The organism is Streptomyces sp. NPDC015125 (assembly GCF_043080045.1).
Taxonomy (GTDB): Bacteria; Actinomycetota; Actinomycetes; order Streptomycetales; family Streptomycetaceae; genus Streptomyces.
The window spans coordinates 332,410-353,358 of the sequence record NZ_JBIBVF010000005.1 but is presented as its reverse complement, the minus strand read 5'-3'; the positions used below and the strand labels follow the sequence as shown (position 1 = coordinate 353,358).

Genomic DNA, 20,949 nt, shown 5'->3' with positions numbered 1-20,949 from the left:
GGGGACGAGTAACGGTGTGCCGTTCACGTACACGACGGTTTCGGTGCCGGTCCTGACTTCGGTGGTCCCTTCGTCGGGTCCGGCGGCTGGGGGCACGACGGTTACGTTGACCGGTACGGGGTTCACGGGTGCGACCGCTGTGCGGTTCGGTGGTGTGTCGGCGTCGTTTGTGGTCAATTCGGCTACGCAGATTACGGCGACGGCGCCTGCGGGTTCTGGCACGGTGCAGGTCACGGTGACGGGGCCTGGGGGGACGAGTAACGGTGTGCCGTTCACGTACACGACGGTTTCGGTGCCGGTCCTGACTTCGGTGGTCCCTTCGTCGGGTCCGGCGGCTGGGGGCACCACGGTCACGTTGACCGGCACGGGTCTGGCAACCGCCGGAGCGGTACGGTTCGGGGCCACGCCGGCAACCTCGTTTACCGTCGTATCCGACACCCACATCACTGCCGTCGCCCCCGCCGGGACCGGCACGGTACCGGTCACCGTCACCACCCCCGGCGGCACCAGCAACGGCGTCTCCTACACCTACTCCCTGGCTCCCACCTTGAGCGGTGTCAGCCCCAACCAGGGGCCCGCCTTGGGCGGGAACACCGTGATCCTCACCGGCGTCAACTTCACCGGAGCCACCGCGGTCATCTTCGGTGCCACTCCGGCGACGTCCTTTACGGTCGTCTCCCCGACGCAGATCACCGCTGTGGTCCCCGCGGCGACGGCCGGTCCGGTCGGTGTCACCGTCACCACCCCAGGTGGCAGCAGCACCCTCCAGAGCGCCTACTTCTACGTCAGCACCCCGGTCCTCACCGGCGTCGCGCCGCCCTCGGGCCCGCTCTCGGGAGGGAACACCGTCACCCTCACCGGTGTCCACCTCATCGAAGCCACCGCGGTGCGCTTCGGTACCACCGCAGCGTCGGGGTTCACGGTGGTCTCGGACAGCCAGATCACCGCCGTGGTTCCTGCCGGAGCAGCGGGTCTGGCTGATGTCACCGTCAGTACCGTCGGCGGGACGAGCAACGCGGTTTCCTACACCTACCTGCCGGCACCCGTCGTCACGGTCCTGACCCCAAGTCAGGGGCCGGCCTCCGGCGGCATCACCTTCACTCTCATCGGCACCGACCTCGCCCAGACGACCACGGTGCTCGTCGGCGGCCCCCCTGCCGGGTTCACGGTCGTCTCCGACACCCACATCGTCGTCGACGCCCCACCCGGAGCCCCAGGGACGGTCAACGTCACCGTCACCACTCCCGGCGGCACCAGCGCCCCCAAGACCTACACCCGAGTCGCCTCCCCCGGGGTCTGAACACCGGGTTGGCCGGTGACCGGGGACGGCCGGGCTCCAAGCACCAGGGGCTGACCGACGGCGGCGGTCTCCCGCTGCGGGTCGCTGACCGGCGTCCATTGCAACGGCCACCCAACTACTGCCGGACTTCGAGGCTCAGTGCGCAGTGCGGGGCCGTCGGGGCGGCCCCGACGGCCCCGGGCCCTGTGTGCCGACTGCGGCTACGACCGCGACATCTAGCACCACCGCCTGCGAACGGAGCATCACCACAAAATTGTGCACCTCGGTCCGCCCCGCGGCCCGGCTTGGACCGCGTGCGCTGGGGAGCCGCCTCAGCCACTGCCTACCTCCACGGACTCGCAAGCGGCGTGGTCCGTGGGAGTGACTTCCGCAGCTGGATGCCGCCGCTGGGGCTTGAGCCCGGCCGTCCCCGGTCGACCGGACTCGGGCCGACCTTTGGGGAGCTTCGCCGCCGCTTGGCCTGTACGCGGGAGGCACCGATCGTGGCGTGGGAGACGTCCACTCGGTCCGCCGCCCGCAACCGGCCCACAGGACCTGCTGGGTTCGGTGCACACGCCGGCCTCCTGGTACTCCGTAAGACGCCGCCGGCGCGTCGAGCCTGATCCGAAGGCCAACTCCTGCGGCAGGACCCCCCGCTGGACCTGGTTTGGAGTACGAAAAACACGCCTTGCAGCGTCTTGCGGTCGTCGATCCGCTTGCGGCCCGGTGCCAGTAGCGAGGCTCATGCCCGGGCACCAACGACTCGATCAGCGCTCACAGTTCGTCACTGGCTCTCCATCGCAGCCGGGCCGCCCTCACCCCGAGGCACGAGGTCACCTACTCCTCCACCGTGCCATGCGGAGACCCTCTGCAAGGCCTCCTAAATGGCCGATCGCAAAAGGCTCGGGAAGGTGTGACTGGCGGACGGCAGCCGTCACCTGCATGCCTCAGCCGCCCGGCCGGCGGCTGACTCGTCTCACACCATGGCGCGCACCCGGCTGTACTGCGTCGGCAGTATGACCTCGAAGGCTTTGCTCCGTGAAGTCTCCGAGCACCTCCCCGTTCCGGACTCGGTGGTCTGGCTGAACCTACTTCGGCCCGGTGCAGGAGAATTCACCGCGGTCGGCACGGAGTTCGGGTTGCATGAACTGGCCTTGGACGAAGTCGGGCAGCGGGGCAGCGGCCGAAGCGCGACCACTACCGCACCATGGGTTCCTGGATGCCTACGCGATGCCCTTCTTACGGGGCCCCTTGGACAGAATGGTCGAGGGGCGCGCATGCATGTGCACCTGTACTGCGTGGGCGCCCCCGTTGGGCCGCTATCCGGGTTCTGTCAGGTGTAGATGTAGGCGCCGGTGAGGGTGGTGCTGCCGCCGGCGGTGGTGACGGTGACGTCTGCGGGGCCGGTGGTGGGGCTGGGCGGGACGATGGCGGCCAGGACGGTGTCGGAGCCGATGCTGTACTGGGCGATGATGCCGTTGATGGTGACCTTGGTGGTGGTGGCCAGGTTCTGGCCGGTCAGGTCGATGGTGTTCCCGCCGAAGGAAGTGCCGGTGACGGTGCTCAGGCCGGTGAGCTGTGGTGGGTTGATGTAGGTGTAGGTGAGTGTCTCTGTGTTGTGGCCGCCTGCGGTGGTGACGGTGATATGCACCGGGCCGGGGGTGATGGCGGGTGGGGCGGCGACGGTGATCTGCTGGTCGGAGACGATGAGGGGCAGGGCCGGTACGGCGCCGAAGAGTACTTGGCTGGCTGTGGCGAGTTGGGCGCCTTGGATGGTGATGAGGTTTCTGCCCAGGGTCGGGCCGGCGGTGGGGTTGAGGGAGTGGGCGTTGCCGCTGGGGTAGTAACTGAAGGGTTTGGGGTTGCTGGTGCCGCCTGCGGTGGTGACGGTGACCGCGGCGACGCCGGAGCCGGGTGGGGAGACGGCGATGACCTGGTTGGCTGTGTTGGCGATGACGGTGGCGGGGATGCTGCCAAATTTCACCGCGGTGATCCCGGTGAGATTGGTGCCGGTGATCGTGACCTTGGTTCCGCCGGATTGGGGACCGAGGGTGGGGGCCATCGCATTGAGTGTCTGGATGACGCTGACGCTGTTGGAACCGCTGTTGGCCACGTAGACGCTCAGATCGTTGGGGGTGACCGCGATCCCGGCCGGCGCGGTGCCCACTGCGATGGTGTCGCTGACCGTGTTGGTGGTGGTGTCGATGACGCTGACGGTGTTGGAGCTGTTGTTGGCCGTATAGACCTGGCGGCCGTCGGTGGTGGCAGCCACTCCCCAGGGGGCGGCGCCGACCGCGATGGTGGCGGTGACCGTTCGAGTGGTGGTGTCGACGACCTTGACGGTGTTCGCACTGCTGTTGGCGACGTAGAGGCGACCGCCGTCGCGGGTGACCGCCACTCCGATCGGAGCAGACAGTCCGGAAAGGGTCGCCACCACGGTGTTGGTGGCAGTGTTGATCACGCTGAGGGTGTTGCTGTCCCTGTTCGTCACGTACACCTCCAGCCCGGTGGGGGCGACCGCGACCCCGGTAGGTGCGGCACCGACCGCAATCGTCGCCAGTACCGTGCTGGAGATCGTGTCGATCACGCTGAGGGTGTTCGAACCCTGGTTGGTGACGTAGACGCGCAGGCCGCTGGGATCCACAGCGATGCCATAGGGAGTGCTTCCCACGGCGATCGTGCCGGTGACGTCGAGGATGTCTCTCAGCGCGGTACTGACAGCGCGTGTGCCACTGTTCGCCACGAACAGACGGGTGTTGTCCGGGGTGACGGCTACCCCGCTGGGAGTGGTGAAAGGGGCGATGGCGGTGCTCGCAGTCTGTGTTCCCACGTCCACAACGCTGATCGTCCCTGAAACGCTGTTGGCCACGTAGACGTGCAGTCCGAGGACACCGACCATCAATGCCAGCGGCTTGGTCCCCACCGGAACCGTGAGCACTGACCGCGGGATCACAGCAGTGGGAGACACAGCGTCCAGGACTGGCCCTTTTGCGCCGGAGGTATTCAGTTCGCTCACCATGCACCTGCCATCAGCCGGGCCCCAAGGGGCGGTGGAGACTGCCGGGATCCCGGCATACAGGGATCGTCTCCGCGACCGCACGTTCTCGAACGGCGCAAGAAGGGCTGCAAGTAGCAAAGAAGGCAATGTCCGACAAGAGGAAATACGCCTGAGTCCCCATAGGGCTCACACCAGCCGCGCGCTCCCCCTAAGTGGTCGGCGCCGTAAATCCTTCGGGGGGGGGCACGCTGCCGGTGCGACAGAGGATTCTTCGTGGTGATCGGCGGTGTGCCGGTCGAGCCTGGCCAGCAGATCGTCCAGGTCGGAGGTGGTGAACCTCCACTGGAACGGCTGTGCCGTGGCGTTGTAACGGTCTTCGAGGGCTCGGAGCCGGTCCCTGACCTCGGTGAGGTCGGTGAAGTCGTTGGGCGAGAGGGCCTTGCGCTGGACGGCAGAGAGGTAGCTCTCGACTTGGTTGAGCAAGGAGGCGTGCACGGGGGTGTGGACCATGACCGTGTTCGGGAACGCCGCGGTGAGTCGGTCGGCCGCCCTCTGACCGCGATGGGAGGAGCCGTTGTCGAACGATCCAGAACACGCGCTTGGCGCTTGCGCAGGGTTCCTGGTTCATGACCTGGGTAGCCAGGTTCATGAACGGGACGATGCCGGTGCGTTCTTCGGTGCGGCCGAACACCTTCGCGGCGTGGACGTCGGCTACGACGCGGGCACGATCCGCAGCACTCTCGACCATGCGGCCCACCCGGAGGCCGGATCGCACACCAAGGCGAGAAAGTCCCTCTCCAGGCCACCCATCGCTGCCACGTAGAGCGCACCCACGCCCGTCAGAACGCCCTCTACCGGCGCGCACGCTGCTTACGAACACCGCACCAACGCCATCAATGCCTTTGTCGGCCTCGCGGTTGCCGTCATCACCGTGCGCAGGGGGAGTCCGCACAGCCCGACGAGCTGTGTGAGAGCGCACGAGAGGAGCAGGCCTCGCCGCGGAGTGCTCCGGCGGGGGCCTTTGCACCCGGCGGGCTACGACGGCACGCCACCGTGACCGGCACGTTCAACATCTCCGGGCCGCACCCGTTTCACCGAGAGGACGGCCTTGCCCTTCACCGCGATGGTGAGGGCCGTCACCGGCCACGGCGCCTCGACCACCACCGGTGCCAGGAACTACCAACAGAATGAGGGTGTCGTCCTTTGCGAGGGCAGCCGGTCGTGTGTCAGTGATCGTTGCTCGCGTCTGGCAGCCCCACGGCGATGGTGTGGGATCCCGGTGTGAAGCCGACGATGGGGTGTTGGCCCCGGCCTCCATCCTCGGAGGCCGGGGCTCGGTGCTGTTCGGGCGTGGACCAGAACAGCACGCCGCACCGCAGTTCACCTTCGCGTACGGCGTCGCGTCATCGAGTTCGGTCTCCTGTCAGCCCGCCGTGATCGGCGGCTCGCCCGCGGACGAGCTGTCGTGGCTTCGGTCAGCCGGAACACGAAGAGCAGGAAGAACAGGAGCAGCAGGACCCGACCCTCACGTTGTCGATCACCGGACCGTAGGCGCCGCTGGCAGTGGTGCTGGCGAACGACAAGGTCGTGGAGGCACCGGTGGCCACGAACGTCACCTGACGTCCCACGTAACCCATCCGGGCAAAGGTCTTGCCAGTGGTGTCGAACGAGAAGTTCTGGAAGTCCTGTCCGTCAATGAGAACCTGACCCGTCTTCACGCCCTGATTGCCCGCCGGGTTGCCGGCCAGCGCGTAGGAGACCGTGTACGTCTTGCCCGCTGTCGTCGCGAAGGTCTGCGACACCTTGCCCGGGCCCTGGCCGTTGAGGTCGACGGACTGCGCTCCGTCAGCCGCTTGCCAAAAACCGCTGCCGATCAGGTCCACCGAACCGCTGTCGACCGTCCAGGGGCCGATGGACTGCCCCGCCGTCAACGCACTGAAGGAGTTCGCCGGCGCGGTCGGGTATTCGAAGCTGCCGTCATCGAGCGCGACCGGGGCCGCCAGCGCGGTACCGGGCATGAGAGCCAGCAGGCCGGCAGCGGCAACGGTTGTGACGCATGCGCGTAAGGCCACCATGAGTTCCTCCAGGTGAAAAGGGTGGGCGTACTGGTGGAGCACACGAAGTCTGTAGCGCGGGCCTCGCCAGGGACAGACCGCGAAGACGGCGCCCGGGGGTAACGGCCCTGGTGAGTTCACCGTCGCGCGCCGCGCTCGCGCATCGGCGCGCCGATAAAAATCAGCCAGCGCCGGCCGCGGGCACGTCACCAGATGCGAGTGGCCGCTGACTGGTCCAGAGGCCATTCCGCTCGTTCCACGTCTTCCGCCACTCGTCAGTCCCGCGCCGTGCACCACCGGTGCCGGCGGCCGGGCTTCAGTAGCGTCGTGGCCAGCCACGCCATCTCGTTTCCGTCCCTGTCGTCGAGGGCCTCACCTGCCTCCGCGCCGCAGGAGTGGCGAGCGGAGGCTCCGATGCCTTCGCGACCCTTCACGCCATGGTGTCGATCTTGGCCCGGCATACAGTGCGCGGCATGTTCAACTGCGCGATCGCGTCCCGGTACGGCGGTCCACCGGGGTTGGTGATCGCCTCCGTCAGCAACGCCTCCCATGCCTTCCTCGTCTCGGACGGGATGAAGAAAGTCCCGTACTGGTGGAACCCGGTCTCCACCTTGTTGCGGAGCGTCCTGATCAGCGCGTCCCAGGCATCCTCGGCGGCATCCCGGAGCCGGCTTCGATCGGACACCGTGCCGCGCGACAGCCTGTCCAAGCACCGCGTGTGCCAGAGCCTGGGCCTACGGAAGATTCGTAGGCGGCGATGGTCCAGGTGGTTTCCTGTGGTTCGGACTCGCGGGTGAACTCCACGCGCAGTGCCAGGGATTCGTGGTTGGCGATGGTGGTGTCGTCTCTCCAGGTCCGTCGACGGATCGGGGCTGTTCTGGTTCTCCGGCATCACCGGTGCCTGTTCGTCCGACGTTCGGCCTCGGTGGCACTGATCCGGTAGGAGTCGGTGCCGGTCATGAACCTTCCTCTCGAAGGTGGTGACCGATCAGTGCCCTCGTCCGGGACACGGATGCGGTCACCGCCGTGGTGTACCGGCGGTCGCGGCGCGGAGGCGATTCGTGACGTCGACGACACCGTCGACGCTTTCGGACATCCGTACCGCGATGGGGATGGGGCTTTCTTGCGGCACGGTCCCGCGGACGTCACCCGTCCTTCGGTGACTGGCACGGTGATCTCGCCGGGGGACAGGCCGAGGGATCGGGTCAGGACGTCCGTCGTGCTCTCCTCGCGGATCGTGACGGCTCGCCGCAGGAAGACGTGCAGCAGGTCGGCACGGCTGACGATGGCCCCCAGCCGGTCGGCGTCGTCCACGACAGGCAGCCGTTTTACGTGGTGGTGGGGCACGGTGCGGGCCGCCTCAACGAGAGACCACTGCGGTCGTGCCGTGACGGCCGGGCTGGTCGTCAAGTCTTCGGCGGTGAGCGCGTGAGCGCGTGAGCGTTGGAGCGTCCGCGAGCCGCAGATGCGCGGTGGTCAGATGTCCGCCCGGATCCGTCTGGCTCTCCTGTTTGCGCAGCAGGCCCGGCTCCGACACCACGCCGATCGGGCGGCCCTGGTCGTCGACGACCGGTACCGCCGTGATGTCGTGCTCCGTGAGGTGTGTGGCGATGTCCTTGAACCCCGTATCCGGCCTGGCACTCCTTGCCGGTGCCGCCGTTCGTGGGGCCGGCGCCGGCGATCATGGCGGCGCCGGCGCTGCCGCGGCGACACCGGACACCCGCTCGTTTCGGGCTCGGGCATCGTGTGCTTGATCAGTCATCAGCGCAGTGCCGGTGCGCCGGCCCCACTTGGGCATGCAGGTCGGCGAACTCGACGGCAAGTGGTATGCGAAGTACTGGAATCCGGTGACGGCGCCGCTGCCGCAGCATGTCAGGGAGGCCCTAGCACTGATCGATACTCACCGGTACGCGGACAGCGGCGTCCGCTGGCGGCGTACAAGGTGCCATTTTCCCAGGTCAGGGCCGCGTCGCGCGAGCTCGGTGCCTGCGGCGGTCCGGCTGCGGACAGCTCTTGACGGCTTTGCGTCGATCACCGTACGGTGCGGCGAACCACAATTGAAAAATCCACCGACGATTCTGCGCGGGAGAGCTCACACCCCAGTGGTGTGGCGCCGAAGGAGCAAATCCTCCCCGGAAACTCTCAGGCCTCGTTACCGCGCAGTGGAGGTGGACTCTGGAAAGCAGGCGCTGATGCGTCTCGCCCACGGTGCAAGCCGCGCAGCGCGCGGTGAAGCTCTCAGGCCAATGACAGAGGGGGAGGCTCACTCGATCGCGTGCCCCGTTCGACGGTGCGCGCCAGGCCCGAGGAGCCTCCATGGCGAACCCCGCCCCTCCCCCCGACACCGCGTCCTACCAGTCGCTCGCCGCACTGGAGCGGACCGCGCCCTTCTCCGTACACCACATCGGACCGGACGCCGATGAGCTGTCGGAGCTGCTCTCCCACCGCGGCTTCGGTGCGCGGGACGAACTGATCGACGCCGCGGTGCCCGGTTCACAGTGCGACCGCCATGGGCTGCGGCTTCCCGCCACGGCGTCCGAGTCCCGGACCGAAGCCGAGCTGCGCGCCCTGTCCGAACGCAACCGGCAGACCCTCTCCATGATCGGGCTGGGGCACCACTGCACGATCCCGCTCGGGGCGGGCACCATGAAGCTCAACGCCCGCACAGAGCAGCCGCCCTTCACCTGGCCGCGGTGCGCTCAACTGCACCCGTCCTCAACGCGCTGCCGGGTCCGGCCAAGCCGGGGGAGTGCGGCGGCGACCTCAGTCGCCCCAACTCGCACTGGACGTTCGGGGGCGACAGCCCGCCGCTCAACGCGCCCCGCACGGCCCAGAGGCCGGCACGCGACGGAGGGCGCTCCTACAGCCGGAACACGGCGCCGTACCCGCTGACGGCGGCCGACCACAAGAAGCACTGGCCCCGCGTCCGCCGTGTCGACGGCGCGCACGGCGACCGCAGTCTCGTATGCACCGGCCCGTTGATCGAAGCCTACGAGGGCTGAGCGCCGTGCAAGGTCAGCGGTGAGTCGCTCCGCGACCACCGCCCTGCTTCCCTGCCCCAGTCCCCACACCTGCCTGAGCGGCACCGGAGCCGAACTGTCCGGCACGCCCAACGACCCACGGAGGATGGCGTGGCCATCAGCGTATTCGACCTCTTCTCCATCGGTATCGGACCGTCCAGTTCCCATACGGTCGGCCCGATGCGCGCCGCCCGGATGTTCGTGCTCGGTCTCGAACGCGACGGCCTCCTCCCGCGCACTGCCTGCGTACGCGCCGAACTCTTCGGTTCGCTGGGCGCAACAGGGCACGGACACGGCACGCCGAAGGCCGTCCTGCTGGGGCTGGAAGGGCACTCCCCGCGCAGCGTGGAGGTGGAACGTGCCGATGACGAGGTGGAGCGCATCCGCACCACCAAGCGGCTGCGACTGCTGGGCACGGAGACGGGCACCGATCACGAGATCGACTTCAATGAGTCGACCGAGCTGATCCTGCACCGGCGCCGGGCCCTGCCCCACCACGCCAACGGCATGACCCTCTTCGCCTACGACACCGCGGGCGCCCCGCTGCTGGAGAAGACGTACTACTCGGTGGGCGGCGGCTTCGTCGTGGACGAGGACGCGCTCGGCGAGGACCGCATCAAGCTCGACGACACCGTGCTGAAGTACCCCTTCCGTACCGGCGACGAGCTGCTGCGCCTGTCCGCGGAGACCGGCCTGTCCATCTCCGCGCTGATGCTGGAGAACGAGAAGGCCTGGCGCACCGAGGAGGAGATCCGGGCCGGGCTGCTGGAGATCTGGCACGTCATGCAGGCGTGTGTGACCCGGGGCATGTCCCGTGAGGGGATCCTGCCCGGTGGTCTGAAGGTGCGGCGGCGGGCCGCCACCGCCGCCCGGACCCTGCGCTCCGAGGGTGACGCGGCCGCGCGCGCCATGGAGTGGACCACCCTCTACGCCATGGCTGTGAACGAGGAGAATGCGGCCGGCGGACGGGTGGTGACCGCCCCCACCAACGGCGCGGCCGGCATCATCCCGGCGGTCCTGCACTACTACCTCAACTTTGTGCCGGGCGCGGATGAGGACGGCGTCGTCCGCTTCCTGCTCGCGGCCGGCGCCATCGGCATGCTCTTCAAGGAGAACGCCTCCATCTCCGGCGCCGAGGTCGGCTGCCAGGGCGAAGTCGGCTCCGCCTGTTCCATGGCCGCCGGCGGTCTGGCGGAGGTGCTGGGCGGCTCGGTGGAGCAGGTCGAGAACGCCGCCGAGATCGGTATGGAGCACAACCTGGGCCTGACCTGCGACCCCGTCGGCGGCCTCGTCCAGATCCCGTGCATCGAGCGCAACGGCATGGCCGCCGTCAAGGCCGTCACCGCCGCCCGCATGGCCCTGCGCGGCGACGGCCGCCACCACGTCTCCCTCGACAAGGTCATCAAGACCATGAAGGACACCGGCGCCGACATGAAGGTCAAGTACAAGGAGACCGCTCGCGGCGGACTCGCCGTCAACGTCATCGAATGCTGACCCGGCGGACCTCACCGCTCGTTCCGCTCCAGCCGTTGCCGTTTCGTCCCCCCTCCGCTCCTGACGATTCCTTCCGAGAGGAACCACACGCCCATGCCGTCCCCTGCTTCCACCCGTCTTTGTGGCGCCCCACCACCCACGGTCACGGACAATCCCGGAGACCTGCCCCCGCTCACCGACGTGGATCCCGAGGTCGCGGCGGCCATCGCGACGGAACTGACGGAACGACAGCAGTCCTTGGCGATGGTTGCTGTGGGAGAGAGCAATTTCTCCACGTCCCCGGCACAGGCGACCGTCGAACGCATCGCCGTCGGCCGGTCGAAGGCCCTCTTCGGGGGGAAATTCGCCCATGTGCTGCCGACGACGGGAGTCCCGGCTCACGAGGTCGCTCTGATCGCCCTGTTGGCCCCCGGAGACACCGTCCTCTGCCTGGACCACGCCGTTGGCGGCTATGGCGTGCACCGCACACTCGTCGACCTGCCCGGGCGTCCGTACGACGTCGTCCCGTACCCGCTCCGGGCATCCGACGGTCTGGTCGACATGGCGGAAGTGGCCCGCCTTGCCCGGGCCCACCTACCCACGGTGATCGTCGCGGGCGGGGCAGTCCACCCCCGCATCCCGGATCTGGCGCGCTTCCGACGGGTCGCGAACGAGGTCGGCGCCCTGCTGATGGTCGACATGACATGCTTCGCGGGCTTGGTGGCCGCCGGGCTGCAGCCGAGTCCGGTGTCCGGTGCCCACGTCGTCACCGCCGACCTGCGCGGGATCGTGGACGGTTCCGGGGTGGGGGTGCTGCTCACCGACGACAGACATCTCGCCACCCGGCTGACCTCGATCCCTGCCGCACGCCGGGTGGGCGGGCTTCCCGGGCAGTTGCTCGCGGCCTCAGCGGTCGCCCTCCGCGGGGCCGGCTCGTCGGCGTTCCGGGACCGGCAGGAGCGCGCGCTCCGCGGCGCCCGAATCCTCGCCGGGCGGCTCCTCGCCGATGACGTGGCCGAGACCGGGGCCCGGGTCGTCACCGGCTCGACCGAGACGCCCCTCGTGCTGATCGATTTCGTGCATTCCGTGCAGGACGCCGGCCGGGCCGGGAAGCGTCTGCGCTCGCTCGGCATCAGGCCGAACAGCGCGGGGGAGCACGGCCTGTGCCTCGGCACCACGGCACTGGCCGCCCGTGGATTCGGTGACGCGGCCTTCCGCGAGGTCGCCGATGTGATCGCCCGCGCCCTCACGCACGAACCCCACGCCACCGCAGTGGCCGAGCTAAGGGGTCGAGTCACCAATCTGGCGACCCGTCATCCCGGAACACCCGCAAATGCCCGCCCGGAAGAGGAACCCATATGAAGAAGCACTTCGACGTCCTCGTCATCGGCGGCGGACCCGGCGGCTACGTCGCCGCCATCCGCGCCGCCCAGCTCGGCCGCACGGTTGCCCTCGTCGACAAGGAGCGCCCCGGCGGCGTATGTCTCAACTGGGGCTGCATCCCGACCAAGGCCATGCTGCGATCGGCGGAAGTCCTGGAGACCGTCCGCAGCGCCGAGGAGTTCGGCGTGCTGACCGATGGTGTGCAGCTGGACTACTCCGCCGTTCTGAAGCGCAAGGACGGGATCGTCACCCGGCTGACGGAGGGCATCGCGCATCTCCTCAAGGCCAACGGCGTGACCGTGGTGAACGGCCATGCACGGTTCACCGATCCGCATACCGTCGCCGTCCACGAAACGGGCCCCTCACCCCTTGGCGGAGACGGCCCGCTCTACGCCGCACCCCCGACGTCGCAGCCGGCGCGGCAGACCCTCTCCGCGGAAGACATCATCATTGCCACCGGGTCTCAGCCGGTCATGCCGGATCTCCCGGGCTCCGACCTTCCCGGTGTCATCACCTCCGACGGCGCGTTCCTGCTACCGGAGGTCCCGGCGCGGGCCGTCGTGGTCGGAGGCAGCGCGGTCGGCGCGGAATGGGCGAGCCTGTTCCGCACGTTCGGCGCCGAGGTCACCCTCGTCGAGATGATGCCGACGCTCCTGCCGGCCGAGGACGTGGAGATCGGACGCGCGCTCACCCGGTCCTTCACCAAGCAGGGGATCAAGGTTCTGACCCGGCACACCGTCACGGCCATCGAAGGGGAGGGAGAGGGCAACGGCGTTCATCTCCGGGCTCTGGTGGCCGACGCCGACGGCCAACCGGCAGAGAGCTTCCCCGCCGACATCGTCCTCTTCGGTGTCGGACGCCGCCCCAACACTGCCGGCCTCGATCTGGAGAAGGCCGGAGTGCACACCGACGACCGGGGCTACGTCCCGGTCACCGACCAGTTGCGCACCAACGTCCCGCATATCTCGGCGATCGGTGATGTGACGGGCCGCCTCCAGCTCGCCCATGTCGCCTCCCATCAGGCCCTGGTGGCGGCGTCCGTGGTGAGCGGCCACGATGAACGCATCGACTACCGGGCCGTACCGGCAGCCACCTTCACCCGCCCGGAGGTGGCGAGCGTCGGCCTGACGGAGGCTCAAGCACGGGACGAGGGCCATGAGATCGCCACTGCCCGTTTCCCGTTCGCCGCTCTCGGGCGGGCACACGCATACGGCGCTACGGACGGCATGGTCAAGGTGGTCGCCGAGCGGTCGAGCGGCACGGTCCTGGGGGCCCACATCATCGGTCCCGGCGCGAGCGACCTGATAGCCGAGGCGGCGCTCGCCGTGACGCACGGTGTGACGCTGACGGGCCTGGCCGACACCATCCACGCGCACCCGACCCTTGGCGAGGCCACCATGGAGGCGGCCATGGGGGCCCTCGGCCTCCCGCTTCATACCGCGCCCGTTCGCCGCAGAGGATGAGCGGCGGTGGTCCCCTGAGGTAAGGACCGCAACGAGGCCGGGGCAGGATGCTGCCCCGGCCTCGTCTGTCGTACGGTTCAGGTGGCGCTGCAGCTCTCCAGGGAGCGGCCGAGGGTTTCCGGTGCCATGGCGACCGAGACCGTCACGCCGACCGCGGACACCGCTGCGGCCAGCAACATGGTGGGTCCGATACCCCAGTTGTCGAGGGCGATGGGGGTGAGGAAGGTGCCCACGGCTGCCGCGATTCGGCTGAAGCCTGTGCCCACGCCGACGGCTGTGGCCCGGATTTCGGTGGGGAAGAGCTCGTTCGGATAGATCCACTGCAGCAGGGTGGGGCCTCCGATGGCGATCGCGTACACCGCGAAGAGCAGGCCGCTGGCGACCGGGGGCAGACCCGGCAGGAGTCCCAGGAGCAACAGCGGCACGGTGGCGGTGGCGAACGAGGCGATCAGCAGGGGGCGGCGGCCGAATGTGCCGAGTACCGGCAGGAACGCCACGCAGCCGACCATGAAGACCAGGGCGATCGCGGCCGAGCCGAGGTTGCTGCTGCCCTCTCCGGCCAGACCGAGCGCGGTCAGCAGCTGAGGGGCGAAGGCGTAGATGGCGTAGATCGGCATGATCGAGCAGGCCCAGAACAGGGAGACGAAGAAGGTTCGCCTGCCGTACGCGCCGCGGAAGACGGCGGAGAATTTCGCGGGCTGCGTCGGTGCGCCCAGGTCCTCGGCGCTCGCGGACGGACCGAACACCTTCTTCATCACGGCGTCCGCCTCGGCCCGGCGGCCTTGGGACAGCAGCCAGCGCGGGGACTCGGGGGTGCCGAAGCGCAGGAGCACCAGGATCGCTGCGGGGACTGCGGGGCAGGCGAGCAGCCAGCGCCACCCCTCGTCGCCGAAGCCCAGCATCCAGTCGCCGGCGAGGTAGGCGGCTGCGCTGCCGACCGACCACATCACGGTGAGCAGGCCGAGCATGGCGCCGCGGTGCTTGCGCGGGGAGAACTCCGCCAGCAGCGAGGTGGCGATCGGATAGTCCGCGCCCACGGCCACGCCGATCAGGAACCGCAGTATCAGGAGCTGCTCCGGGCCGGTGACGAAGGCCTGGGCGATGGAGAAGACGACGATCGCGGCCAGATCGATGGTGTACATGAGGTGACGGCCGTAGCGGTCGGTGACCCAGCCGAAGACCGTGCCGCCGACCAGTAGTCCGACCAGGGCGGCGGCCGCGAGCAGCCCTTCCCAGGCGCCGCCGAGGCCCCATTGGGGGCCCAGCTGGGTGAGGGCGACGCCGATCACGCTGAGGATCAGGCCGTCGAGGAAGGGGCCGCCGGCGGAGTAGATCGTGAGCCGGCGATGGAATCCGCTGAGTTTGCTGTCTTCGAGCAGGTCGCGGCCGCTACGGGGCGCGGCCTCCGGGGCGAGCGGGGAAGAGGGCATGAGCCACCTCGGGGAGTCGAGAGGGGCCGGGACTGGTGGGGTCGAGAGAGGGCGGATTGCAGGTGGCGGATCTCGACGGCACTCAGGCCAGCAGTGGCGATGAAGCTAGAAATGATTGAACGATCCTGTCAAGGGTGAGGCGAAAATTCCGGCAGTGGACGCTCGATCTTTCGCCTTTTACCTGGACGAACATCCATAAATGGTCCGGCGGAGCTTCTGGCCTCACTATGGATTGATGAACAATCCTGAGGTAGCTTCCTCTCATGTCCGATGAAGAGAACGACGTCGCCGCGCCGCCTCCCTACCTCGCTGCCGAGGCGATCGCCGACCGGTTGCGCGAGGGGATCACCTCCGGTGCGCTCGCTCCCGGAAACCCGCTGCGCGACGCGGCCCTCGCCGAGGAGTTCGGCGTCTCGCGCAATACCCTGCGCGAAGCCGTGCGCCTGCTGGTGCACGAAGGCCTGGCGGTCCACCAGCTCTACAAGGGCGCTGCCGTCAAAGGCCTCGACGTCGCGGACGTCCATGACATCTACGCCGCCCGCCGCGCTCTTGAGCTCCGGGCGGCAGAGCAGAGCTTCACCGCCCCGCAGCAGGCGCTCGACGGCCTTGACCTGCATGTCTCGGCCGCCGAACGGGCGGCCGAGGCCGGTCAATGGAACGAGGCGGCCACCTGTTCCCTGGATTTCCACCGCGGTGTGGTGCACCTGATCGGCAGTGACCGGCTCGACCGCTTCTTCCGCACCACCGTCGCCCAGCTGCGCCTCGCCTTCTCCGAGGTGCCGATCGAAGCGGATTTCCAGAGCCAGTGGGTGCCGCGCGACCGCGAGCTGTGCGATCTGCTCCGCTCGGGCCGGCGCACCGAGGCCGCCGAAGGGCTGGCCCGCTACCTCGACGACTCCGAGCGCCAGGTCGTCGACATCGTGCGCGCGGTCCACAACGCCTGACGACCTCGTAAGACCGACACTCGCCCCCGGCCGCCCGGCCGGTCCCTCCGACCCTCCGCGAAACAGCGGACATGCCAGGAAAGAGAGCGCACAGATGGTCAGCACCGAAGCCGCGTACCAGGCCACCAAAGGCGGCCCCCTCGACGTCGACAAGGCCTTCTACGACCGGGTCGCCGGCAGCTCAGGCGGCCGCCGGCTGGTCGACAGCTTCACCATCCCGATCCGCTCCGGCCGTGCCTGGGAAGTGCCCGCCGGCCACCTGTGCCGCATCGTCACCGTGGACGGGCCGCAGGTCGGTGACTTCAACGTATGGAACCGCCACGACCCGCGCGAACGCCTCTGGGCGGCCCGTACCCGTCAGCTGCAGCGCGCCCACGTCAGCACCTACGACCGCCTGTGGTCCACCCTTCCCTTCCTGCGCCCGCTGCTGACCGTCACCGGCGACACGCTCGCCGACTACGGCACCGACGATGCGGGCGGCAGGGTCCACGACCTGCTGGGCACCCGCTGCGACCCGTACGTCAACCGCATGCTCACCGGCGAGGACTTCGACTACCACTGCCACTCGAACCTGGTCCGTGCCGTCCTGCCGTACGGGCTCACGGAGTTCGACGTACACGACGTCCTCAACGTCTTCCAGTGCACCGGACTCAACGCGGACGACCAGTACTTCATGAAGGCCTGCCCGGCCCGGCCCGGCGACCACTTCGAGTTCTTCGCCGAACTCGACCTGCTGTGCGCGCTGTCCACCTGCCCGGGCGGCGATCTGTCCGTGCCGCTGTGGGGACCGGACGCGGGGGACCCGCTGGAGGTGTGCCACCCGATCGGCATCGAGGTCTACGAGGTCGACAACGAACTCCTCGACGACTGGGCACCCCCGCAGCGCGCCGCCTACCGCAATCTGCACGGGATGCACCTCCCCGCCTGGAAGGCCTGATCATGGCGGCAGCCCTGACCGGCGACCCGGGCCGCGGTTTCGGCCCCGGTACGCTCGCCCTCCGATGAGCCCGGCCCCCGCACGGCCCACGGCCTGCGACATCCGCAGGGTGGGCAGCACGGCGCTGCTCGCGGAACTGGCCAGCCTCGACGACGTGCTCGCACTGCGTGCGGCGATGCAGCAGCGGACCCCGTGCGGTGCAGGGGAATTGGTCGCTGCCGCCCGGACGGCACCGGGTCAATTCTCTACACCGTCCTCACGGGGGCGCCCTGCCCGGCCCGCCTTGACGGTAGGCCCATCGCGATGAACGCCCCCGTCCCGGCGCTCGACGGGCAGCGCCTCGAACTCGGCGTGCCGACTTCGGGGTTGCGCACGTACCTCGCGGTACGCGGAGGACTGGACGTGCCCGACGCACTGGGCTCCCGATCGACGGATGTGCTGTCCAAGCTCGGGCCGCCGCCGCTGACCACCGGCGATGTCCTACCGGTGGCGCCCCCGGTGGGCCAGATACCGGGCGTGGACCTCGCGCCATGCACCGCGCCGCCGCGCACCTTCGTCCTCAGAGTGGTGCCGGGGCCGCGAGACGACTGGTTCGACGAGGCGTCGGTCGCGGCGCTCTACAGCGAGCGCTGGGAAGCCGACAGCCGCAGCAACCGGGTGGGTGTCCGGCTCTCCGGACCCGTCCTGGAACGGCGCAAGGCCGGCGAGATCCCGGCCGAGGGCATGATGCGCGGGGCTCTTCAGGTTCCGCCCAACGGCCAACCGGTGCTGTTCCTCGCTGACCATCCGGTGACCGGTGGCTATCCGGTGATCGGCGTCGTGCACGCGGAAGACCTGTCACTCGTCGGGCAACTGCCACCGGGCGCGGCCGTGCGATTCCGCCGGTACCGGTACCGGGGGCGACGCCGGTGCGCGATGGCCTCGGGTACGGCCGGCGCAGGGCCGTAGCCGCCACCGAGCACGGGTACCAGTCGGAGCCGGCGCACCTCGTATGGCCACCCGAAGGGTTCTTCGGTGGCCAACGTGGAACGCGCACGGGAGCCTCCGGCATTTGCCGTCATGAGACGCGCGAGGCGGGGAACTCGGCGGACGCCAGGGCTTGTTCGACCCAGCTGGTCTTGCCGGTAGGCGTGGAGCGCGTCCCTCATATGTCTGCCATCCGGGCGATGAGGAAGAGGCCGCGGCCGCCTTCGTCGTCGGTCGCGGCATGCCGCAGATGGGGGGAGGCGTGTCCGGTGTCGGAGACCTCGCAGACGAGGGTGGGGTCGGGGATGAGTCGCAGCTGGACCGCGCCGCCGGCGTAGCGGATGGCGTTGGTGACCAGTTCGCTGACGATCAGCTCGGTGGTGAACGACAGCTCCTCCAGGCGCCACACCTGAGCCGCTCGGGGGCCGCGGCCCGGGCGTGGGCGACCTCCGCGGGATCGGCCGGCAGTTCCCGCCCCGAGACCTGGTGCTCCCCGCGTGTGGATCAGGGGTTTTCTCCGGGCGGTGAATGCTGCTCCCACCTCTGTATTCAAGAGGCCGGACTCCAGCGGGACATGACCTTCCGTCCCTCCCGGCACGATGATGTGCGGACGGAAGGGACCCCGTGGGCCAGGCGCGTGCCCGCCTGCTTTCCAGAGTCCGCCTCCGCCGCGCGGTCACGAGGCCTGAGGGTCTCCGGGGAGGATGTGCTCCTTCGGCGCCGCACCTCGGGGGTGTGGACTCTCCCGCGCGGAATCGTCAGCGGTGTCTTCAGTTGTGTGGTCCTTGCCGGGGCCTCCTGTCGAGTGCTTGCTGGTACAGCCTTCCGGCGCGGTAGGAGGACCGGACCAGAGGTCCGGACAGCACTCCGGCGAAACCGATCTCCTCTGCTTCTTCCTCGAGTTCGATGAACTCCTCGGGCCGGACCCACCGGTCCACCGGGTGGTGCCGCGCCGAGGGGCGCAGGTACTGGGTGATGGTGACCAGGTCGCAGCCGGCGGCGTGCAGGTCGGCCAGCGCGGCGGAGATCTCCGCCCGGGTCTCGCCCAGGCCCAGGATCAGGTTCGACTTGGTGACCAGGCCGAACTCCCGCGCGGCGGTGAGCACTCCGAGCGACCGGTCGTAGCGGAACGCGGGCCGGATCCGTTTGAAGATCCGCGGCACCGTCTCCACGTTGTGGGCCAGCACTTCCGGACGCGACTCGAATACCTGGGCCAACAGCTCGGGGACACCGTTGAAGTCCGGGACCAGGTTCTCCACCCCGGTGCCCGGGTTCAGCGCGTGGATCTGTCGGACCGTTTCGGCGTAGAGCCAGGCACCACCGTCGGGCAGGTCGTCGCGGGCCACTCCGGTGATCGTGGCGTACCGCAGTTTCATTTTGGCCACCGACTCCGCCACCCGGCGCGGTTCCTCCCGGTCCAGCGTCTGAGGCTTGCCGGTGTCGATCTGGCAGAAGTCACAGCGCCGGGTGCACTGGTCACCGCCGATGAGGAAGGTGGCTTCGCGGTCCTCCCAGCACTCGAAGATGTTCGGGCAGCCCGCCTCCTGACATACGGTGTGCAACCCTTCGGCCTCCACCTGCGACCGCAACGCGTTGTACTCCGGTCCCATGCGTACCCGTGTCCTCATCCACTCGGGCTTGCGCTCGACCGGCGTCCGGCTGTTGCGCACCTCCAGCCGCAGCAGCCGGCGGCCGTCGGGCGAGGCGGACGAGGTAAGGGCGTCGCTCATGTCACAGCTCCGGGTACAGCGGATGGGCGTCGGCGAGCGCGGCCACGCGAGCCCGCAGCCCGGCGGCGAGGCTCGGGGTGTACCCCGGCTTGAGGGCCTCGGCGATGATGTCGGCGACCGCCGCGAACGCGGCCTCCGCGAAGCCGCGGGCGGCCAGCGCCGGCGTGCCGATCCGCAGTCCCGAGGTCACCATCGGCGGGCGGGGGTCGAACGGTACGGCGTTGCGGTTGACCGTGATGCCGATGTCGTGCAGGCGGTCCTCGCCTGCTGCCCGTCGAGCTCCGAACTCCGCAGGTCGACCAGGACCAGATGGACGTCGGTGCCACCGGACAGCACGGACACGCCCGCGTCCGCGACATCGGGTTCCCGCAGCCGTTCGGCGAGAAACCGGGCACCCGCGAGGGTGCGCTCCTGGCGACGGCGGAACGCCGGCTCGGACGCCATCTTGAACGCGACCGCCTTGGCCGCGATCACATGCTCCAGCGGCCCGCCCTGCTGTCCGGGGAAGACCGCACTGTTGACCTTCTTCGCCACGTCCGCACGGTTGGTCAGCACCACTCCGCCGCGCGGCCCGCCGAGCGTCTTGTGCGTGGTCGTGGTGACCACGTCGGCGTGCGGTACGGGGTTGGGGTGCAGGCCCGCGGCGACCAGACCGGCGAAGTGCGCCATGTCGACCATCAGGTACGCGCCGGCCTGGTCCGCGATCCGCCGGAAGGCGGCGAAGTCCAGTTGTCGGGGGTAGGCCGACCAGCCCGCGATGATCAGCTGCGGCCGGTGCTCCATGGCCAGCCGCTCGACCTCGGCCATGTCGACGCGGTTGTCCTCCGCGGAGACGTGGTAAGCGACGGTGTTGTAGAGCTTGCCGGAGAAGTTGATCCGCATGCCGTGGGTGAGGTGCCCGCCGTGCGCGAGGTCCAGGCCCAGGATGGTGTCTCCCGGTTGGAGGAGCGCCGTCATCGCGGCGGCGTTCGCCTGGGCGCCCGAATGCGGCTGCACATTGGCGAAGGACGCACCGAACAACGCCTTGATCCGGGTGAGGGCGAGCCGCTCGATGACGTCGACATGCTCACATCCTCCGTAGTAGCGGCGGCCCGGGTAGCCCTCGGCGTACTTGTTCGTCAGGACCGAGCCCTGCGCCTCCATGACCGAGACCGGTGCGAAGTTCTCGCTCGCGATCATCTCCAGCGTGCTCTGCTGCCGCTCCAGTTCGGCACGTACGGCAGTGTGCACTTCCGGGTCGAAGTCGGCGAGCCGACGGTCGAGTATCGACAT

General features: G+C 69.0%; 18 protein-coding genes, 3 pseudogenes and 2 riboswitches. Of the genes and pseudogenes, 10 read left to right on the top strand and 11 right to left on the bottom strand.

What is annotated here, in order from left to right; all coding sequences use genetic code 11:
- Window positions 1-16: 16 nt before the first annotated feature.
- Both ACF088_RS15795 and ACF088_RS15790 read left to right on the top strand, forming a co-directional pair.
- Window positions 17-220: pseudogene (locus tag ACF088_RS15795) on the top strand (IPT/TIG domain-containing protein); the annotation flags it as partial.
- Between the two features lie 135 nt (window positions 221-355).
- Window positions 356-1,300, top strand: coding sequence for an IPT/TIG domain-containing protein (locus ACF088_RS15790; RefSeq protein WP_392376359.1), 945 nt, complete (start codon window positions 356-358; stop codon window positions 1,298-1,300).
- A gap of 358 nt (window positions 1,301-1,658) precedes the next feature.
- On the opposite strand, the pseudogene ACF088_RS15785 reads toward ACF088_RS15790, so the two are convergent.
- The 3 genes and pseudogenes from ACF088_RS15785 to ACF088_RS15775 all read right to left on the bottom strand — a co-directional run.
- Window positions 1,659-2,050, bottom strand: a pseudogene (locus tag ACF088_RS15785) (transposase); the annotation flags it as partial.
- Window positions 2,051-2,612: 562 nt separating this feature from the next.
- Window positions 2,613-4,178, bottom strand: a complete 1,566-nt coding sequence (locus ACF088_RS15780; protein ID WP_392376358.1) for an IPT/TIG domain-containing protein — start codon at window positions 4,176-4,178, stop codon at window positions 2,613-2,615.
- A gap of 285 nt (window positions 4,179-4,463) precedes the next feature.
- Window positions 4,464-4,787, bottom strand: a complete 324-nt coding sequence (locus ACF088_RS15775; protein WP_392376330.1) for a hypothetical protein — start codon at window positions 4,785-4,787, stop codon at window positions 4,464-4,466.
- A 64-nt stretch (window positions 4,788-4,851) separates the two neighbouring features.
- On the opposite strand from ACF088_RS15775, the gene ACF088_RS15770 reads away from it, so the two are divergent.
- Window positions 4,852-5,100: a hypothetical protein gene (locus ACF088_RS15770; protein ID WP_392376329.1), complete on the top strand. Its 249-nt coding sequence runs from the start codon at window positions 4,852-4,854 to the stop codon at window positions 5,098-5,100.
- Window positions 5,101-5,752: 652 nt separating this feature from the next.
- On the opposite strand, the gene ACF088_RS15765 is transcribed toward ACF088_RS15770, so the two are convergent.
- The 4 genes from ACF088_RS15765 to ACF088_RS15750 all read right to left on the bottom strand — a co-directional run bounded on the left by ACF088_RS15765 (window position 5,753) and on the right by ACF088_RS15750 (window position 7,916).
- Complete coding sequence (locus tag ACF088_RS15765; RefSeq protein WP_392376357.1) at window positions 5,753-6,352, bottom strand: choice-of-anchor C family protein; 600 nt, start codon at window positions 6,350-6,352, stop codon at window positions 5,753-5,755.
- Between the two features lie 409 nt (window positions 6,353-6,761).
- A complete protein-coding gene (locus ACF088_RS15760) occupies window positions 6,762-7,016 on the bottom strand; it encodes a hypothetical protein (protein WP_392376328.1) in 255 nt (84 codons plus the stop codon).
- A 206-nt stretch (window positions 7,017-7,222) separates the two neighbouring features.
- Window positions 7,223-7,741 (bottom strand): CBS domain-containing protein, encoded by a 519-nt coding sequence (locus ACF088_RS15755; RefSeq protein ID WP_392376327.1) that lies wholly within the window; start codon window positions 7,739-7,741, stop codon window positions 7,223-7,225.
- Window positions 7,692-7,916, bottom strand: coding sequence for a hypothetical protein (locus ACF088_RS15750; protein ID WP_392376356.1), 225 nt, complete (start codon window positions 7,914-7,916; stop codon window positions 7,692-7,694). The genes ACF088_RS15755 and ACF088_RS15750 overlap by 50 nt, the downstream gene beginning before the upstream one ends.
- Window positions 7,917-8,404: 488 nt before the next feature.
- A riboswitch (glycine riboswitch) is annotated at window positions 8,405-8,499 on the top strand.
- A 148-nt stretch (window positions 8,500-8,647) separates the two neighbouring features.
- On the opposite strand from ACF088_RS15750, the gene ACF088_RS15745 reads away from it, so the two are divergent.
- The 4 genes from ACF088_RS15745 to lpdA all read left to right on the top strand — a co-directional run bounded on the left by ACF088_RS15745 (window position 8,648) and on the right by lpdA (window position 13,670).
- Complete coding sequence (locus ACF088_RS15745) at window positions 8,648-9,223, top strand: hypothetical protein (RefSeq protein WP_392376326.1); 576 nt, start codon at window positions 8,648-8,650, stop codon at window positions 9,221-9,223.
- Between the two features lie 239 nt (window positions 9,224-9,462).
- Window positions 9,463-10,845, top strand: a complete 1,383-nt coding sequence (locus ACF088_RS15740; protein ID WP_392376325.1) for an L-serine ammonia-lyase — start codon at window positions 9,463-9,465, stop codon at window positions 10,843-10,845.
- A 93-nt stretch (window positions 10,846-10,938) separates the two neighbouring features.
- Complete coding sequence (locus tag ACF088_RS15735; RefSeq protein ID WP_392376324.1) at window positions 10,939-12,186, top strand: serine hydroxymethyltransferase; 1,248 nt, start codon at window positions 10,939-10,941, stop codon at window positions 12,184-12,186.
- Window positions 12,183-13,670, top strand: a complete 1,488-nt coding sequence (lpdA, locus tag ACF088_RS15730; protein WP_392376323.1) for a dihydrolipoyl dehydrogenase — start codon at window positions 12,183-12,185, stop codon at window positions 13,668-13,670. Before ACF088_RS15735 ends, lpdA begins: the two co-directional genes overlap by 4 nt.
- Window positions 13,671-13,747: 77 nt before the next feature.
- Here lpdA and ACF088_RS15725 read toward each other — a convergent pair whose 3' ends face one another.
- Entirely contained in the window at window positions 13,748-15,100 is a 1,353-nt protein-coding gene (locus ACF088_RS15725; RefSeq protein WP_392376322.1) for an MFS transporter, read from the bottom strand.
- 263 nt (window positions 15,101-15,363) lie between these two features.
- Between ACF088_RS15725 and ACF088_RS15720 the strand changes: the two genes are divergently transcribed.
- The 3 genes from ACF088_RS15720 (at window position 15,364) to ACF088_RS15710 (ending at window position 17,929) form a co-directional block, all read left to right on the top strand.
- A complete protein-coding gene (locus ACF088_RS15720) occupies window positions 15,364-16,044 on the top strand; it encodes a GntR family transcriptional regulator (RefSeq protein WP_392376321.1) in 681 nt (226 codons plus the stop codon).
- 94 nt (window positions 16,045-16,138) lie between these two features.
- Window positions 16,139-16,981 (top strand): urea carboxylase-associated family protein, encoded by an 843-nt coding sequence (locus ACF088_RS15715; RefSeq protein ID WP_392376320.1) that lies wholly within the window; start codon window positions 16,139-16,141, stop codon window positions 16,979-16,981.
- A 303-nt stretch (window positions 16,982-17,284) separates the two neighbouring features.
- Window positions 17,285-17,929: a biotin-dependent carboxyltransferase family protein gene (locus ACF088_RS15710; protein WP_392376319.1), complete on the top strand. Its 645-nt coding sequence runs from the start codon at window positions 17,285-17,287 to the stop codon at window positions 17,927-17,929.
- Window positions 17,930-18,125: 196 nt separating this feature from the next.
- Here the strand turns inward: ACF088_RS15710 and ACF088_RS15705 are convergent, their stop codons facing one another.
- The 3 genes and pseudogenes from ACF088_RS15705 to glyA all read right to left on the bottom strand — a co-directional run bounded on the left by ACF088_RS15705 (window position 18,126) and on the right by glyA (window position 20,949).
- Window positions 18,126-18,356 (bottom strand): ATP-binding protein, encoded by a 231-nt coding sequence (locus ACF088_RS15705; protein ID WP_392376318.1) that lies wholly within the window; start codon window positions 18,354-18,356, stop codon window positions 18,126-18,128.
- Between the two features lie 254 nt (window positions 18,357-18,610).
- Window positions 18,611-18,705, bottom strand: a riboswitch (glycine riboswitch).
- Window positions 18,706-18,717: 12 nt separating this feature from the next.
- Complete coding sequence (lipA, locus tag ACF088_RS15700; protein ID WP_392376317.1) at window positions 18,718-19,677, bottom strand: lipoyl synthase; 960 nt, start codon at window positions 19,675-19,677, stop codon at window positions 18,718-18,720.
- A gap of 1 nt (window position 19,678) precedes the next feature.
- A pseudogene (gene glyA / locus ACF088_RS15695) lies at window positions 19,679-20,949 on the bottom strand (serine hydroxymethyltransferase).

Excerpts from the sequence above, each read along its gene's own strand:
- ACF088_RS15780 (WP_392376358.1), bottom strand. The coding sequence starts at position 4,178 with ATGGTCGGTGTCCTCGGACTGCACGTCTACGTGGCCAACAGCGTTTCA.
- ACF088_RS15775 (WP_392376330.1), bottom strand. The coding sequence starts at position 4,787 with ATGGTCCACACCCCCGTGCACGCCTCCTTGCTCAACCAAGTCGAGAGC.
- ACF088_RS15765 (WP_392376357.1), bottom strand. The coding sequence starts at position 6,352 with ATGGTGGCCTTACGCGCATGCGTCACAACCGTTGCCGCTGCCGGCCTG.
- ACF088_RS15745 (WP_392376326.1), top strand. The coding sequence starts at position 8,648 with ATGGCGAACCCCGCCCCTCCCCCCGACACCGCGTCCTACCAGTCGCTC.
- ACF088_RS15735 (WP_392376324.1), top strand. The coding sequence starts at position 10,939 with ATGCCGTCCCCTGCTTCCACCCGTCTTTGTGGCGCCCCACCACCCACG.
- lpdA (WP_392376323.1), top strand. The coding sequence starts at position 12,183 with ATGAAGAAGCACTTCGACGTCCTCGTCATCGGCGGCGGACCCGGCGGC.
- ACF088_RS15725 (WP_392376322.1), bottom strand. The coding sequence starts at position 15,100 with ATGCCCTCTTCCCCGCTCGCCCCGGAGGCCGCGCCCCGTAGCGGCCGC.
- ACF088_RS15720 (WP_392376321.1), top strand. The coding sequence starts at position 15,364 with ATGTCCGATGAAGAGAACGACGTCGCCGCGCCGCCTCCCTACCTCGCT.
- ACF088_RS15715 (WP_392376320.1), top strand. The coding sequence starts at position 16,139 with ATGGTCAGCACCGAAGCCGCGTACCAGGCCACCAAAGGCGGCCCCCTC.
- ACF088_RS15710 (WP_392376319.1), top strand. The coding sequence starts at position 17,285 with ATGAACGCCCCCGTCCCGGCGCTCGACGGGCAGCGCCTCGAACTCGGC.
- lipA (WP_392376317.1), bottom strand. The coding sequence starts at position 19,677 with ATGAGCGACGCCCTTACCTCGTCCGCCTCGCCCGACGGCCGCCGGCTG.